This is a genomic window from Peribacillus loiseleuriae, from assembly GCF_001183985.1.
Taxonomy (GTDB): domain Bacteria; phylum Bacillota; class Bacilli; order Bacillales; family DSM-1321; genus Peribacillus; species Peribacillus loiseleuriae.
The window spans coordinates 1,474,902-1,491,092 of the sequence record NZ_LFZW01000001.1 but is presented as its reverse complement, the minus strand read 5'-3'; the positions used below and the strand labels follow the sequence as shown (position 1 = coordinate 1,491,092).

Genomic DNA, 16,191 nt, shown 5'->3' with positions numbered 1-16,191 from the left:
AAGCTAGCGAATTGCATCAAAGCTCATGAGTGATCTTCTATTAAAATCGCACAAGTCTAGAGACGATCGCTTGCAGAACTTCTCGGCTCTTTCTATCCTCCTTTTTGAACACTTTATAAATATTAAAAAAAATGTTTATAAAGTGCTTGAGTACCACAATCCTCTTCTCCAGCTTCGGCTAATTGATCATAAAGCGATTTAGCAAGCGTTAACCCAGGTAATTCTAGGTTCATTCGTTCTGCTTCTTCCAGCGCAATCTTCATATCTTTCAAAAAATGCTTAATATAAAACCCTGGTTCGAAATCACCTTGGATCATTCTAGGGGCCAAATTAGAAAGTGACCAACTACCTGCTGCTCCTGTAGTTATACTCTTTAATACAGTATTCGGATTTAGACCGGCTTTTTGGGCGTAAACAATTGCCTCGGTAACTCCAATCATATTAGATGCAATCGCAATTTGGTTACACATCTTCGTATGCTGACCTGAACCTGATTCTCCTTGGTATACAATATTCGTACCCAGAACTTCAAATATTGTGATTACCTCATTAAATATATCTTGTTCACCACCAACCATAATTGCTAACTTTCCATCTCGCGCTCCTATGTCTCCACCTGATACAGGGGCATCTAGTGAATACATGCCTTTTTCCTTTGCACAAGATGCAATCTTTTTGGCAAGGGTTGGTGTAGAAGTCGTCATATCAATTATAATCGTATTTTCATCCGCATAGTGGATGATGCCTTCCTCACCAAAGTAAATTTCCTCTACATCGCTCGGATACCCAACAATGGAAATAATCACATTTGTTTGTTTGGCTAACTCTTTTGGTGATTCCGCCCAGCCCGCTCCTGCTTTTAGAAGATCTGCCGCCTTCTCTTTAGTCCGATTATAAACCGTGACATTAAATCCCGCTTTCAATAAATTGCTTACCATGCTTTTTCCCATTACACCCGTTCCAATAAATCCAATTTTTGCAGTTTCGATCAAATGTGCCATATCATGTCCCCCTTTGTATTACGTTCACATTGGTATTCCCTACTTTTAAATCGATTTAATTGAACCACCATCCACTAAATACGTTTGTCCAGTAAGATAAGAGTTTGCCTCTGAAAGCAGGAATGTAACTAATTTTGCAAATTCCTCAGGCTCGCCGTAGCGCCCCAAAGGAATTGCTGCTTTCATTTTTGCTTCCATTTCCTTTACACTGACGCCTTGCTTATCAGCATTAACTTGATCGAGATGGGCTACTCTATCCGTTGCAATACGGCCAGGCCCCACTGTATTAATCAAAATGTTATCTGTAGCCAACTCTGTCGCCAAAGTTTTAGACAGACCAACAATGGCTGTTCGAAATGTATTAGATAAAATCAACCCAGGAATAGGCTCTTTAATTGATGAAGAAGCGATATTCACAATCTTCCCGCCCTGTTTTTGCAAGGATGGGAGTGTTTCGCGAATGATTCGGATATAGCTTAGTAAATTCAATTCAAATGAATGTTGCCAATCATCATCACTCATTTCAATAAACGAACCGGCCTTCGGACCTCCCGCATTGTTTACAAGTAGCTCTATGCCACCGAATTCCTCATTTGTTCGATTGACAAGATTCACAATCTCATTATTTTTTGTAATATCCGTGACACAATAGGCTACTCTACCGCCTTCTGAGCTTTCAAGCTCTCTTTGCACAGCTTTCAGTTTTTCTTCATCTCTACCAGAAAGCATAACGTTTGCACCTTCTTTCACAAGCAAAGCTGCAACCGCTTTTCCTAACCCCTGACTTGAAGCAATAACGAGTGCATTCTTGTTACGTAAACCTAATTCCATATGTAATTCCCCTCCATCCATTTTCTTCACTATCATTATAGCTTAGCGGATCTAAAGTGGAAAACCTTTTGCTAGTTAATAAAGACAAGTTGTAGCAAATCCGAACATAAGAATGTTTTTCGAATGTCCCTTAACAACGTAATTATAATTCTTATCAAAAAAAAGAGGCTGGCCCAAAACAAAAGAGTCAGACCCCACATCTACTATATTTCGTTTAAGACGTGAACATAACATAATAAACGGTGTATAGTGTGTGAGGTTAGACCTTTAATTTGAGACATCCTCTTTTTTAATTACGCTTTTGAAACAGCTGCTTCAACAGCAGCTTGTACATCTTCATTTGTTTCGAGATCCAAGACAGATATCGCCAATGCTTCCATTTCTTCTTTTGAGAGTTTGCTGATTAACGAACGTGCTCTCAAGATTGAAGTGGCACTCATTGAAAATTCATCGAGACCTAGACCGAGCAATACAGGGATTGCTGTTTCGTCACCAGCCATTTCTCCACACATACCAGCCCATTTGCCTTCTTTATGAGCGGCATCAATGACCATTTTTACTAAACGTAAAATAGCCGGGTTGTATGGTTGATATAAGTATGAAACTCGTTCATTCATTCGATCCGCAGCCATTGTGTATTGGATAAGATCATTTGTTCCAATACTAAAGAAATCAACTTCTTTTGCAAATGTATCAGCCATAACAGCAGTGGAAGGTATTTCTACCATAATTCCGACTTCGATACCTTCAGCCACAGTAACACCCTTCGCAAGAAGTTGTTGTTTTTCTTCTTCCAAAATCGCTTTTGCTTGACGGAACTCACCAAGGGTAGCAATCATCGGAAACATAATTTTCAAATCTCCGTACTGGCTTGCGCGCAATAATGCACGAAGCTGGGTACGGAAGATTTCCTGTTGATCCAGGCATAAGCGAATCGCTCGGTATCCTAGGAATGGGTTCATTTCTTTTGGCAAATTAAGATACGGTAGCTCTTTGTCTCCACCAATATCAAGAGTACGAACGACCACAGGTTTTCCTTTTAGGCCTTCTAATACAGCTTTATACGCCTCAAACTGCTCTTCTTCTGTTGGCAACTGCTCTCGGCCCATGTAAAGAAATTCGGTACGATAGAGACCGACACCTTCTCCACCATTATTAATCACGCCTACAAGGTCTTTAGGTGTACCAATGTTTGCAACCAGTTCAACATGGTGGCCGTCTTTGGAAATCGTTTGCTCATTAACAAGCTTTGCCCATTCCGCTTTTTGCGCTTCATAAGCTTGTGCTTCTTTCTCATACTGTTTAATAACTTCAGGGGTTGGATTAATATGTACTTGTCCATTTAATCCATCTACAATCACGATATCGCCGTTCTGAATCGTTTTCGTAGCTTCCTTAGTACCAACAACTGCAGGAATTTCCATAGAACGAGCCATAATCGCAGAATGTGACGTTCGACCGCCGATATCTGTCGTAAAACCTTTTACAAATTGGCGATTTAATTGCGCTGTGTCTGAAGGCGTTAAATCTTCAGAAATCACGATCACTTCTTCTGCAATCATGCTTGGATTCGGAATTTGAACACCCAAAAGATGCGCAAGAAGCCTTTTCGTAACGTCACGAATATCTGCTGCACGCTCTCTCATGTATTCATTATCCATTTGCTCAAACATCAAGATAAACATATCCGCTGTTTCCTTTAAGGCAAATTCAGCATTAATATTTTCGGATTTAATTTTGTCTTCAATCGGACCTAATAGTTCTGGGTCAGATATTACTAACAAATGAGCATCAAAAATCGCAGCTTTATCTTCACCTAAATCTTCAGCTGCTTTTTCCCGGATATTTTGTAATTCTGATTTCGACATATCTACCGCTGCTTTAAAACGAGCTGATTCTTCAGCAACATTTTCAATCGACTTCTTTTCAACCTTTAATTCAGGTTCAATTAACCGATATGCCTTCGCAATCGCAATCCCGTTAGAAGCGGCAATGCCGGATAATAAAGTTGACATTATTCAGCTAATCCCTCTTTTTTCAATGTTTCTTCTAATGTGTTAAGTGCGTCTTTCTCGTCGCTTCCTTCAGCAGAGATCGTAATTTCAGCATCTTTGCCAACTCCAAGTGACATAACTCCCATGATTGATTTAAGATTTACTTTCTTGCCATTATATTCAAGATTAATCTCCGAATCGAATTTACCTGAAGCTTGAACTAACAATGTTGCAGGACGTGCATGAATTCCAGTATCTGCTATTACTTTAAATGTTTTTTGTTGCATTAAAATCAATCTCCCTTTTCCAATAATATAAATAATCTTAACATATAACCACATTAAATGACGCAATAACTACTGTCATTTTACCCAATGTTGGTTATATCATGTTAAAAAGCAAAAAAGTATGCAAATGGAATTGAAAGTATTCCCATATATCTCATGTAAAATATCTCATGTTCCACTCATAATTAAGAATAGCATTCCTAATGATATCAGACAATGATTTCACCTTGCTTTTTCAAGGAAAATCCTACAAGAAATCCTTTATAAAAGCAACTATTATTCAATGTTAATTTATTCTTTTATGTAAATACCTAATTATTTTGAATGGAAAGAAACCCTTCACCACAGCGGAAGACATCGCTTACATAATCAGGAATTAATTTATAAAAAAATGGTACCTTTTTAAGTAAAATCGATCAAAAACAACCAAAATCATTCATGCGTAAATATGGCATTCACCATTTTTTCAATTCTATTTAATTGTATTTTTTACTTTCCTCACTGTAATATACATATTTGCATGGTCCATTTTTCAAAGTAGCCAATACTATTCTTATTTTGGAAATTTTTCTTATGGCTTGCAATCCAAAAATCCATCTGCTTTTTTTCCTTTTTACAACATTACTCCGGAGGTTAACATGAAATTTTACACTAATCAAATATTAATGATCTTTGCTTTTATATGCTGTATGACACTTATAGGATGTTCAAATAGCCAGAATACTAACGAAAGCAATCACCCCCATAAAACCGATTTAGCTGAGGTAAAAACTTCTACTATCCCAGCTTCCATTGTTCGGGTCGTGGACGGCGATACAATAAAAATCAAACTGGATAACAGTAAAGAAGAAACAGTAAGGCTTTTACTCGTTGATACGCCAGAGAGCGTACATCCTACAAAACCAGTCCAACCGTTTGCGATTGAAGCGAGCGACTTTGTTAAAAAGCTATTACCGGTTGGCACAGACGTCGAAATAGAGCTTGGTACGAATGAACGGGACAAATACGGCAGACTACTTGCATATCTATATACAAATGAAAAAATGGTGAATCAACTTTTACTTGAAAAAGGATATGCTAGGGTTGCTTATGTATTTGCCCCAAATACGAAATACATCGATGAATTCCGCGATATCCAAGAAAAAGCTCAACTAAATGAAATTGGTATTTGGTCCATCGAAAATTATGCAACAAGTACAGGTTTTGCTGAAAAAAAACAGAAAGAAAACGAAAGTCCTATTGCTTGTACAAATCCTGAAATTAAGGGAAATATTAACTCGAAAGGTGAAAAAATATATCATGTGAAAGGTGGACAGCATTATGAGCAGACGAAACCTGAAATGTTGTTTTGTACGGAAAAGGATGCACTTAAGGCTGGCTTTCGAAACGCTAAAAGGTAACAACATCCTAATACTTGAGATAGAACCGCGAAGAATCATTTCGAGTTTCCTTTGAACCACCTTATTAAAGGCTAAAGAAATTTCGGAAGCAATAAATGATGATGGATTTAAACGGAGTAAAATCTGAACAAAAAATACCTAAATCTAATAAAAAATGCCTGTCTTTATTTACGCAAGGAAAACGCATAGCTAGACAGGCTTATGTAAAAGTTTAACTTCTTGGTTCGTCCATGTATTGATAAGTGACTTCTCCACCATGTTTTGCTATACCACGAAAGCGTTTGAAATCTTCCCTGTTGACAAGAACAAGTTGGAAAGACAAAAAATGCTCCTTCGTAATGGTACATTCATCAATCTCCCGGTTTGCAAGCTGATTCAACAGCGTCTCTACTTCTTCTTTCTCCAATCCAATACCTCCACACGTTTCATAATTAATTCCAAAATCCAGTACTATAATACGTGATCATTGCGCATTATGCAATTTTTCAATTATGCTGCAAAGGAGTGAAGCTCTTTTATAATCACCTGGATATCTGCGTCTATTTTTTTAAGAGCAATACTTAATCCCAAAAAACTGACCAATATATCAATAATTGTAAACAAATTCTTTACGTATGGGAAAAAGTAGTGCAAACTGTATAGTAAACTATTCAGCATTTTACTTTTTTAATATACTCGTAATCATAAAGGAATTTATGAAAAGTTTTGTAGAGTTATTGAAAAATACATTGAAAGCGCTCTATGGATTTATTTACCTGATAACAGGAATATCTTTAAATCACTGAATAATCCCTCTATTGTTTCTAAATTAAGAAACAACACGGCGTTAAACGCTACAATCTAGTTTGAAGAATGTCTTTATGGAGCGGGAAAACAACTCTAATAAGGGGACGGAGCAGCAATTTTATAGATGTTCACTCGAAATCTAGTTTAACTTACAGTTTAATTGGTAACTGGTTTAAGTTAACAAAACTTCGTTCCCTTTTCCTTCAAACAAAAAGACAATTATGAGATGAAAAGGATGGTTGATAGCTATGAAAAAAGCAGAAATAGGTAATATTATTGAATTCCGAGATGGCTTGCAAGGAATCGTAGAAAAGGTTAACGAAAATTCAGTAATTGTAGATGTTACTTATATGGCTAATTACAGAGATTTTGATTTGGAACAGAAAACGGTAGTCAATCATAAAAATTATAAAATCATTAAATAGATGTTTATTGAGCACGCTACATATTAAAGCTTGGAAAGTGTTCGATAATTATTTACCCTGGTTTACTAGGCTGTAATACTCCCACCTCATTTTTTTGAGAAAATCAAGAAAAAATTGGTGGGGGATAAACTGCCTGTAAATCTCCAATTCATACAACACCTATATTTAGCGTACTTAAAATCGAGGGTGTCTCATAAGGGTCTGACCTCGCACTCTAAATCAGTATGTAGTGTTTCATACACGAAACTTGTACTGTATTTAGTTGTTGCGGGATCTGGCCCTTAGCTTTTGTGGCATCCTCTCCTCTTTTACAACAGATTATATAGAATTCGTAACCTTTTTTTAATCGATTCGTCTAACATTGTAAAAGCATTTCTACACAATTTATGGTATATTGAAATTGCTTTTTATTCTTTAGGAAGCGGGAAACTCACACAGGAAAGGGGATTATTCCAATGAACAAATGGAAATTAGTACTAGCTGGACTTACAGTTTCTGCTTTTGTACTAAGTGGTTGTGGTACTGGCAATAATGACGATAATGCCAAGGAACCAAAACTAGAAAATACAGACGTCAGTACAGAAATCACTGGAAATACTTCTGATACCAATGAGAATAGCAGTGAGGCAAACAAAGACAGCACCGTAAACACTGACTCTACTGATAATGCCGATCCATCTACAGACGAGCCAACTAAAGTAGATGGAGCTACTGAAACTTCAACAACCGAGGATAAAGGCGAAACAGTCCGAATTCCTGAACAACCGTTGAAATTCAAAGTCAATGGTAAAGAAAAAGAAGAAACGGCGTTCCTAAAAAAGAGCGATAATCAGCCATTCAGTTTGTATGTGCTGCCTGAATTTGAGCTAACTGCAGAAGAACCTAATAAGGATGTCCTGTATTTAACTGAACAAGATGAAGTTTACATGCGGATTGAGCACTTCCCTACTAATGTGAATTGGGATGAAATCGAAGCAAATGTCAAAACACAATTGAATGCCATTTCAGAAACGGTCACATCAATTGACGCTTCCCAATATTCTCTTGACCATGCAGTCGTTTATGAAGCAGTAAATGGAGACGACATCGTCACTTCTGTTCTTTTCCAAGACGAAAAGAACCAATCTAGAATAACGATTTTTACTAATAAAGATCATGATTACAGAGATGCCTTCATTCAAATGGGTAAATCAATAATGAAAAACTAAAGCAAAGCCATGAAATAGGTACCTACCTATTTCATGGCTTTTTTATTACGGGATTTCTAAACCATACCAGCACTAGAAAAATTAGAGTAATGTACCCAAACAGCGGGTACAAATATCCCAATAATTGTCCATATTCAAACTTCCCTATCAGAGCAGATAGAAGACATATCATGACAATTACTGTAAAACCAGGTATTTTTATATAAGTTTGAATTTGCTTTTGCAGACCAAATATATTGCCAATGACTGAGGTAAAGATTTCACCATAGATGACTAATATGAATAGCCAATGCAGATGTGCTGCTGCATTTTTCATTAATTCTGCTGATGGAATCGAATAGTTCATTAAATCGGGCAACATAACAAGCGAAAAATGCCCTGACAGCAAAATAACGGTCAAAAAGAAACCACCAAGCATCGCGCCTCGCTTCAATACCTTTTCCTCACGAATTTCATAAGCTACTGGGACTAGCACAGCTAGAGAAAGGGACAGATTAAAGGCCGTATAAGCAAATGGTGACATAACGATATCTAAGGTTTTCCGTCCTTCTGGAGTCGCTGTAAAAGCGGATACAAACCCACCACCCTTAATTGTAAGGATACATAACATTACACTAAAAAAAATCATCATTGGGACAACAAAGGAATTGACTGCAAACAACCCTTTCATTCCTCTCATCAGTACGATAGATGTAAACAATATCGTCACTGCAACGCCAACATTCTTTGAAAAACCAAGCTGTTCTTCAAAAATTGCTCCTGCACCAGAAATCATAACAGCTGTAACCCCAATTAACATGATCATAAATAACAAATTGACGAACACAGCAATTTTTTTCCCAAATAAAAGCTGATTGAATTCTTCGTATGTCGAAACAGCCGCTCGAGAAGATAACAACATGATTTTCGTACCAGTGAAAATAAAAATATATCCGGCTATCAATACTCCAAAAAAACCATACATGCCATATTGAGTGAAGAATTCAGCGATTTCCCTTCCTGTGGCAAACCCCGCTCCAACAACTGTTCCCACATAAACCGCTGCGATTTGAAATGCACCTGTCCATCTTGAAAGCATCCGCTCCCCTCCCCATTACCATATATATGTTAGGTTGAGGGAATTAAGACAAGCAATAGCTCAAGTAATTTCCTAGTGTATAAATATTGGCTGTTTTCTCGTGATTTTTGAAACAAAAAGAGGATGTACCGTAAGTTAAAAGTCAGACTCCGCAACTACTGCGCAGTTTAAATGAAGTGTAAGTAACACGATAAACCGTATGGTGTGGGCTGGGTTAGACACTTTTGGAACACCCTCTTTTGTCTTTAAATAAAGTAAAACGTCCATCAATGTTTTTTCATACCCAACCATTTTTTCAGTTTCTCTCATAAAAATTGAGGTAGGGATATTACAGCCTGTTAAACTGGGATAAGAACTAAATTCCTTATTATTTTATCTTTTTTAAAGTTTTGTATCATCTATCGATGTCAACCACTCGTCGATCACACAGACAACATTTTTGACGGTGCCGTCAGTAAACGGTGAATCTAAATGTGCAGATTCCACAAGCCCGAGAAACGATTGGCTACCACCAAGCTTACAAAGACTTAAATAATCATCCCATGCTTTCTCCTGATCTTCCCTTGATCGTTTCCAGAATTGGAAGGCACATATTTGCGCTAACGTGTAGTCAATATAATAAAACGGAGAATTGAAAATATGACCTTGACGCTGCCAATAGCCGCCATTTTCTAGAAATTCCACACCATCGTAATTACGATGTGGTAAATATTTTTTCTCAATGTCACGCCATGCTTCCTTTCTTTCGCTTGGCGTTGCTTCGGGATTTTCATATACGAAATGCTGGAATTCATCCACAGTCACCCCATATGGCAAGAAAGTGAGTGCGCTAGCCATATGCGAGAATTTGTACTTGTCAGTATCCTCTTTAAAAAACAGCTCCATCCATGGCCAAGTAAGGAACTCCATGCTCATTGAATGAATTTCACATGCCTCATATGTTGGCCAGTAATACTCAGGGAGCTTTGCGTTTCTGCTACTATACACTTGGAAAGCATGTCCGGCTTCATGAGTAAGCACGTCAATATCACCTGATGTACCGTTAAAGTTCGAGAAAATAAAAGGTGCACGATAATCTTCAATCATTGTGCAATATCCGCCACCAGCTTTTCCTTTTTTAGCTACAAGATCCATTAATCCATTATCTTGCATGTAATTAAAGAATTCAGCCGTCTCAGTAGATAACTCACTATACATCTTCTTTCCGTTCTCTACAATCCAAGCTGGCCCCCCTTTAGGTTCGGCATTTCCTGTTTGAAATTCAAATCCTTCATCATAAAATTTCAGCTCATCCACATTAATTCTTTGCTTTTGACGTTCTTTCAACTTACTTACGAGCGGAACGATATATTCTTCAACTTGTTTGCGGAAATTAGCAACCATTTCGGCATTATAATCCGTTCTAGCCATTCGATAATAGCCAAGTTCAACAAAATTCTTATATCCAAGCTTTACTGCGACTTCGTGACGAACTTTAACGAGCTGGTCGTAAATCTCATCTAGTTTCTTTTCATTTTCTTCAAAGTAACGAAATATCGCTTCGCTTGCATTTTTCCTAATTTCTCGATCTTTCGATTCAGTAAATGGCTGTAGCTGAGCAAGTGTTCGTTCTTCCCCTTCAAAATCAATTTTGGCAGCAGCCAGTAATTGCGTATACTCGCTTGATAACTTATTTTCCTTTTGCAATAAAGGGATGATTTCTTGCGAGAAAGTTTTCAATTGTGCTTCCGCTAGGGCAAACAACTGAGAACCGTATTCTGCTTCGAGTTCTTTACGGTATTTAGTTTTCACAAGTTTTTCATAATATTGAGATACTAAATCTTCAATTTCTGGTGATAATTCATCAAGATATTCATTCTCTGATTTATAAAATTCATCATTTGTATCAATCGAATGGCGAATGGAACAAATCGTTAACATTGTTCCTACGTTATTTCTTAAGCGATTAATTTCGTCAATCGCTTCTTTTTGTCCATGCACACTTTCAGCTGCCTCAAACTTCTCCAAAAGACTTGTGAATTTCAGCTTCACTTCTTCTAAATTAGGACGAATATACTCATATTGTTCAAATGTCAAAAAAACACTTCCCTTTGCTAAAATATGGGTTAATTTCACTACCTATAACTTACTTAATTTTCTCGATACTTAATGAAAACTCCTTCTTTTTTGCTTTATTTTTTCTAAAAAGGGTGTTCAATAAGGGTATATCATTATTCTTGTTTTACAAAAAAAGCCGTTCAACCTTTTGATGGATGAACAGCAAGCAGCCATATGCTATTTTGCCATTGAGTATGTAAAATAAAATGGGTGTTAAACCGATTTCGTGCTTACTCGTGTGAAACCATAGTTTCATAATACCTTTTAGCGTAGACTTTTCATTCGTACGCTTTATAGCCAATTTTTTTTATGAACTCAATAGCAGTTTGTTTCTCTTCTGGCTTAAGAATATTCATGATTTCATCAATCTGTTTCTCGTGTTCTGGAAACACCTTTTCAATAAATGTTTTTCCTTCTTCAGTTATCCTTGCATAAATAACTCTTCGATCCTCTTTACAGGCGACACGCTCTAAGTATTGCTTCTTCTCAAGCTTGTCTACTACATAAGTAATACTACCACTAGCAAGCAGTATTTTCCCGCCAATTTGCTGTAAAGGCTGTTCTCCTTTATGATATAACAGTTCTAAGACCGCAAATTCAGTTGGATTTAAACCTTGTGCAGCAATATATTTATTAACAACATCATTGATGGAGCGATGTGCTCTGGATAAAACAATGAACAGCTTGAGTGACTGCTGTACGCTATTATTCTCCATTTTATTCACAACCTTATTATATAAAATTTAAATATCTCGAATTAAGGCTATTATAAAAAATAAAATTGCTTTTGTCAATTTTTCATATTAAGTTTAATTTAACTGTTTCCAAATTAAGTTTGCTATACTAAAATTTATATCAATGCGAAAATTTATTCCATCTTGCCAAACGATTTACTCAGAAAAGTATAAACAGAATAGAAATCCTCGTTCTACTTACTGTATAAATAGAATGAAGGAACTTTGATATATATAAATTACTTGATAAGGAAGTGGTATCATGACCTCAATTTCTCTCAAGGTCGACAAACAATTACCTAATACCACAACAGCTTATTGGGTTTTGGTTCTTATGGGGTTTTGCCATTTATTAAATGACTCGCTTCAGGCTGTCGTACCAGCCATGTTTCCAACTCTGGAAAAGTCCATGCATTTAAACTATACACAGCTTGGATTGATTGCCTTTGCTCTTAATATCGTCGCATCCTTAATGCAACCTGCAATTGGTTGGTATGCTGATAAAAAACCGCTTCCTTTCGCTTTGCCTATTGGTTTAACGAGTACACTTATTGGTATTACTATGCTTGCTCTTTCACCTACATATGGGATGATTATTTTTTCAGTAATCTTAATCGGAATTGGGTCTGCGATCTTTCATCCAGAAGGATCAAGAGTGGCTTTTATGGCTGGAGGTCCGAAAAGAGGGCTTGCACAATCCATTTATCAAGTAGGTGGAAATGCGGGTCAGGCACTTGCACCACTCATTTCCGCATTGATCTTTCTCCCTTTCGGACAGCGAGGTGCCCTCTGGTTTGTCCCTGTTGCATTTTGTGCAGTTCTTATCCTCATCTATATTGCTAGTTGGTACAAATCAAGATTAGTTGATTTTCCTCTTCCTAAGAAAAAAGCGCATAAAGATGCAGGTAAGATACATCGAAAAGTATTAGCTGCACTTGGAATTGTTTTATTTATCATTTTCGCACGTTCGTGGTACATATCATGTATGACAAATTTCTATGCATTTTACCTGATAAACGATTATTTATTTTCCATACGATCTTCACAAATTTTCATTTTTGCATTTTTAGCAGCTGGTGCACTTGGAACCTTTTTCGGCGGACCTCTTGCCGACAAGTATGGTAGAAAAAATATTATCCTGTTTTCAGTAGCTGGAAGCGCACCACTGACAATTCTTCTACCGTTTGTCCCTGCATATGTATCCATTTTCCTACTTTTGCTTGCCGGATTTATCATAATGACTAGTTTTTCAGTAACCGTTATCTATGCTCAGGAACTATTCCCAGGCAAGGTAGGAACTATGGCAGGTTTAACGGTTGGATTCGCCTTTGGTATGGGGGCAATTGGCTCAGTTGCTTTTGGGTACTTAGCAGATTTGATTAGTATTGGAACTACTATAAAATTGGCCGGATTCTTGCCAATTCTTGGTTTGCTTGGAATATGGCTACCTAATAATACACAACAAAAATAGCGTATTCCATAAAAAAAGATTGAACGTGCGAAATGGTAGAGAGAATATTTTCAACAGAAGTTTTTTACTAAAGCAAAGGAGTTAATTATGAGTGAAGTACTACTAGGCAGCATTCTATCTGCCATGTCTACTGGAGTAGGAGCATTACTTATCCTGTTCATGCGTGATACATTAACACACCGACTTCGCGATAACTTATTAGCGTTTACAGCAGGGATCATGATGGCCGCATCCTTGCTGAGTCTAATTCCAGAATCTTTAGAGACAGGCGGATATATTCCGCTTGTCGTCGGGGTTTTTTTTGGGGTGTTAATTTTAACATTATTGGAGAAAAACATTCCCCATATTGATCTCGGTCATACAAAAAAAGGAATCGAATTTGATGAAAAAGCCTTATTGATTATTACAGCTATTACATTGCACAATATTCCAGAAGGTCTTTCAGTTGGTGTAAGTTATGCCTCTGATACTGAAGGAACTGGCAATCTTATTGCCTTTGCAATTGGTTTGCAAAATGCTCCAGAAGGTCTTCTTGTTGCACTATTCTTAGTCAATCAACAAATTAGTAAACTAAAAGCATTTATTATAGCTACCTTGACTGGTGCGATTGAGATTGTCACTGCACTGCTTGGCTTCTACCTCACCTCTTATATTGGTTTTCTTGTTCCATATGGCTTGGCCTTTGCTGCCGGAGCCATGTTATTCATCGTCTATAAAGAATTAATACCAGAAAGCCATGGAGATGGGAACGAGCGAACGTCGACTTATTCCTTTATTGTTGGACTTTTATTTATGATTCTTCTTCTTAATATGTAGATGAAATTGATGTCTTTTGCGATTTGAAAAGGGTTCACGTCTCATTTGATGGTTACGGAACGAATCGGGATGAGGTTACACGCTGTATCGTTATGATGTTTCTTTTTTAAAAGCTGTTTTTACAGGATAGATAAATTCTGAGAACAGCCTTTTTTAATTATCTTCGTTGTTTATCTAAGATTTTACATCTATTTTTGATATAGAAATCTGGGTGGAGGTCGTTTCTTAGATGATTTGAATGGTCGTTCTATTAATCTGACACTATTCGATGATTGAGCTTGCGAAGTTTTTTGATTATGTAGAGCTTACAACGGTTTGCTGAGATTGGTTCTGGTAAGAGAATGGTTGTTGAACAATAATAATCATATTGTTCACTTTAAGCTTTGATTCAAAAACAGGGCTGTCTTGCACAATACTATATTCATTTATTAGCACATCAAGCTCTTGACTAGAACGTATCGTAAGTTCATCTGTCATTCCGTACATTTCTGCTAATTGTAGCATTTCCATTCTCTTTTCTTGAATTTGATTAAACATTTTTACTGAACTGGGTTTCATGATTACTTCAGCTTCCTCCTGCCAAGTTAAAAGTTGAATACTAATGGATTATTACAAATTTTCCATCCTATGTAAATAGATTCGCAAAAATAGACAAAACCTTTTAAATTTTTACATTCGTATTCAAACAGTGTTGAGAAAGATAAGAAACTCAATTTTAGTGAATCAAAGAGTATACAATGATTACGGGAGTACCGGAATCAGTGCCCTAGAAAGGATCTCAGGCACAGATAAGTGGTTTTTTTCAGAAAAAATTCCCTCTAAACATTTTGAACTACCTTTACAAAAAAAAAGCAAAGCATTTATACAGTATTTGCGCTTCAATTTTGTTCAAATTGGGTAGATTAGGTACAGTAAAGTAAATGGGGGGCAGAAATATGATCCGACAAAGACTATTCAAAAAAAGCATTTCACTATTTAAAAAAGATGCTCAACATTATACAACCAATAAGGAAGATGCTAGTAAATTATTAGGGGTAGCAGGTATTAAAGCAAAAAAAAATAAAACAACGCTTAAAGGTGTTTGGACCAACCTTCAAACGCTGTTTCAAATGATAAAAGCGTGGATTTCCGGTGATTATCGGCAAATTCCAACCCGTTCTTTACTCATCATATTCGCTGCGATTGCCTATTTCGTCTCACCTATTGATCTCATGCCAGACTTTATATTTGGGTTCGGTTTGCTCGATGATGTAGCGGTCCTTACTTTTGCTTTTAAACAAATTGAACATGATATAGAAGCCTTTAAACTATGGAAACAAAAAGGAGAGCAATTGAATAATCAGTATTGAAAGGCCCTTTGACCAATTTGTTCTCCTTTAAGCAATAATTCTTTAATATGTATCCGACTGCCGGCGTATCCTGTTAATGTTCCGTTTTTTCCGACTACTCGATGGCAAGGTATAATGAACGGGAAAGGATTCGCGCGGCTTGCTTGACCAACCGCTCTAACGGTAGCAGGGCTTAATAGGAAGGTTCTAATTTTATTAGAACAAACCTTGACAGCGTGAGGGTTTTCAGAACGTTCATAGGATGTATTCTGAAACTTTTTATTCAATAATGATGAATTCCGCCCCCAATCCACCCCCAATAAGTTAAATTGCACCCCCAACTTCTTTTAACACATTCAATAAAAGAGGCATGATTTGAATTAGTACATAACCCAAACCGGCGTTCTGAATGCTACTCCAAGCTCTATCGCTTTTTCCAAGCATGAAGAAGAAACAAGCTCCAACTATAATGACAGAACAAACCGGAAAACTTAAAGCTACCATTAAATCTACTAGTGGATCCAAAGCGTGCGCAATTGTTTCTAAAGTCTTTTCCCCGATATACTGTGTAGCCCCTACTGTAATAGCTTCAGGTCCTGACGCAAAGGCACGCAAAGGAGATAGTAGGAAAGGCACTGATATCGTAGCAGCTGCTCTTAAAGATATGAAATTCTTTTTCTCCTTCTTATATGAGCCGGACATAAATTCACTAATTGACATACTTTGTGTTTTCAT

General features: G+C 36.9%; 16 protein-coding genes and 1 pseudogene. 6 read left to right on the top strand and 11 right to left on the bottom strand.

Annotated features, from left to right (window positions below; genetic code table 11):
* Positions 1-122: 122 nt before the first annotated feature.
* The 4 genes from AC625_RS06850 to AC625_RS06835 all read right to left on the bottom strand — a co-directional run bounded on the left by AC625_RS06850 (position 123) and on the right by AC625_RS06835 (position 4,113).
* Complete coding sequence (locus AC625_RS06850) at positions 123-1,001, bottom strand: NAD(P)-dependent oxidoreductase (RefSeq protein WP_049680607.1); 879 nt, start codon at positions 999-1,001, stop codon at positions 123-125.
* Positions 1,002-1,046: 45 nt separating this feature from the next.
* Positions 1,047-1,832 (bottom strand): SDR family oxidoreductase, encoded by a 786-nt coding sequence (locus AC625_RS06845; protein ID WP_049680606.1) that lies wholly within the window; start codon positions 1,830-1,832, stop codon positions 1,047-1,049.
* A gap of 293 nt (positions 1,833-2,125) precedes the next feature.
* A complete protein-coding gene (ptsP, locus tag AC625_RS06840; protein ID WP_049680605.1) occupies positions 2,126-3,847 on the bottom strand; it encodes a phosphoenolpyruvate--protein phosphotransferase in 1,722 nt (573 codons plus the stop codon).
* Positions 3,847-4,113, bottom strand: coding sequence for a phosphocarrier protein HPr (locus AC625_RS06835; protein WP_028393030.1), 267 nt, complete (start codon positions 4,111-4,113; stop codon positions 3,847-3,849). Before AC625_RS06835 ends, ptsP begins: the two co-directional genes overlap by 1 nt.
* A 638-nt stretch (positions 4,114-4,751) precedes the next feature.
* Here AC625_RS06835 and AC625_RS06830 point away from each other — a divergent pair.
* The gene (locus AC625_RS06830; RefSeq protein ID WP_049680604.1) at positions 4,752-5,513 is read left to right on the top strand and encodes a thermonuclease family protein; all 762 of its coding nucleotides are present in this window, start codon (positions 4,752-4,754) and stop codon (positions 5,511-5,513) included.
* Positions 5,514-5,724: 211 nt separating this feature from the next.
* On the opposite strand, the gene AC625_RS06825 is transcribed toward AC625_RS06830, so the two are convergent.
* Complete coding sequence (locus tag AC625_RS06825; protein WP_049680603.1) at positions 5,725-5,919, bottom strand: hypothetical protein; 195 nt, start codon at positions 5,917-5,919, stop codon at positions 5,725-5,727.
* Positions 5,920-6,547: 628 nt separating this feature from the next.
* On the opposite strand from AC625_RS06825, the gene AC625_RS25530 reads away from it, so the two are divergent.
* Together AC625_RS25530 and AC625_RS06820 are read left to right on the top strand one after the other, a co-directional pair.
* The gene (locus AC625_RS25530; RefSeq protein ID WP_082190976.1) at positions 6,548-6,724 is read left to right on the top strand and encodes a YkvS family protein; all 177 of its coding nucleotides are present in this window, start codon (positions 6,548-6,550) and stop codon (positions 6,722-6,724) included.
* Between the two features lie 455 nt (positions 6,725-7,179).
* Positions 7,180-7,932 carry a hypothetical protein gene (locus tag AC625_RS06820; RefSeq protein ID WP_049680602.1) on the top strand — a complete coding sequence of 251 codons (753 nt, stop codon included), beginning with the start codon at positions 7,180-7,182 and terminating at the stop codon, positions 7,930-7,932.
* Positions 7,933-7,963: 31 nt separating this feature from the next.
* Here AC625_RS06820 and AC625_RS06815 read toward each other — a convergent pair whose 3' ends face one another.
* The 3 genes from AC625_RS06815 to AC625_RS06805 form a co-directional block, all read right to left on the bottom strand.
* The gene (locus AC625_RS06815; protein WP_049680601.1) at positions 7,964-9,010 is read right to left on the bottom strand and encodes a YkvI family membrane protein; all 1,047 of its coding nucleotides are present in this window, start codon (positions 9,008-9,010) and stop codon (positions 7,964-7,966) included.
* Between the two features lie 381 nt (positions 9,011-9,391).
* Positions 9,392-11,086, bottom strand: a complete 1,695-nt coding sequence (locus tag AC625_RS06810) for a M3 family oligoendopeptidase (protein WP_049680600.1) — start codon at positions 11,084-11,086, stop codon at positions 9,392-9,394.
* A gap of 299 nt (positions 11,087-11,385) precedes the next feature.
* Positions 11,386-11,823 carry a MarR family winged helix-turn-helix transcriptional regulator gene (locus AC625_RS06805; protein WP_049680599.1) on the bottom strand — a complete coding sequence of 146 codons (438 nt, stop codon included), beginning with the start codon at positions 11,821-11,823 and terminating at the stop codon, positions 11,386-11,388.
* A gap of 280 nt (positions 11,824-12,103) precedes the next feature.
* On the opposite strand from AC625_RS06805, the gene AC625_RS06800 reads away from it, so the two are divergent.
* On the top strand, positions 12,104-13,312 hold the full coding sequence (locus tag AC625_RS06800) for an MFS transporter (protein WP_049680598.1): 1,209 nt from the start codon (positions 12,104-12,106) through the stop codon (positions 13,310-13,312).
* Between the two features lie 87 nt (positions 13,313-13,399).
* Positions 13,400-14,128 (top strand): ZIP family metal transporter, encoded by a 729-nt coding sequence (locus AC625_RS06795; protein WP_049680597.1) that lies wholly within the window; start codon positions 13,400-13,402, stop codon positions 14,126-14,128.
* 294 nt (positions 14,129-14,422) lie between these two features.
* On the opposite strand, the gene AC625_RS06790 is transcribed toward AC625_RS06795, so the two are convergent.
* On the bottom strand, positions 14,423-14,686 hold the full coding sequence (locus tag AC625_RS06790) for an aspartyl-phosphate phosphatase Spo0E family protein (protein WP_049680596.1): 264 nt from the start codon (positions 14,684-14,686) through the stop codon (positions 14,423-14,425).
* 377 nt (positions 14,687-15,063) lie between these two features.
* Between AC625_RS06790 and AC625_RS06785 the strand changes: the two genes are divergently transcribed.
* Positions 15,064-15,477: a YkvA family protein gene (locus tag AC625_RS06785; protein WP_053178024.1), complete on the top strand. Its 414-nt coding sequence runs from the start codon at positions 15,064-15,066 to the stop codon at positions 15,475-15,477.
* Here AC625_RS06785 and AC625_RS27610 read toward each other — a convergent pair.
* Both AC625_RS27610 and AC625_RS06775 read right to left on the bottom strand, forming a co-directional pair.
* Positions 15,468-15,647, bottom strand: a pseudogene (locus AC625_RS27610) (methylated-DNA--[protein]-cysteine S-methyltransferase); the annotation flags it as partial. The gene AC625_RS06785 and the pseudogene AC625_RS27610 sit on opposite strands and share 10 nt — an antisense overlap.
* 133 nt (positions 15,648-15,780) lie before the next feature.
* Positions 15,781-16,191 (bottom strand): hypothetical protein, encoded by a 411-nt coding sequence (locus tag AC625_RS06775; RefSeq protein WP_049680595.1) that lies wholly within the window; start codon positions 16,189-16,191, stop codon positions 15,781-15,783.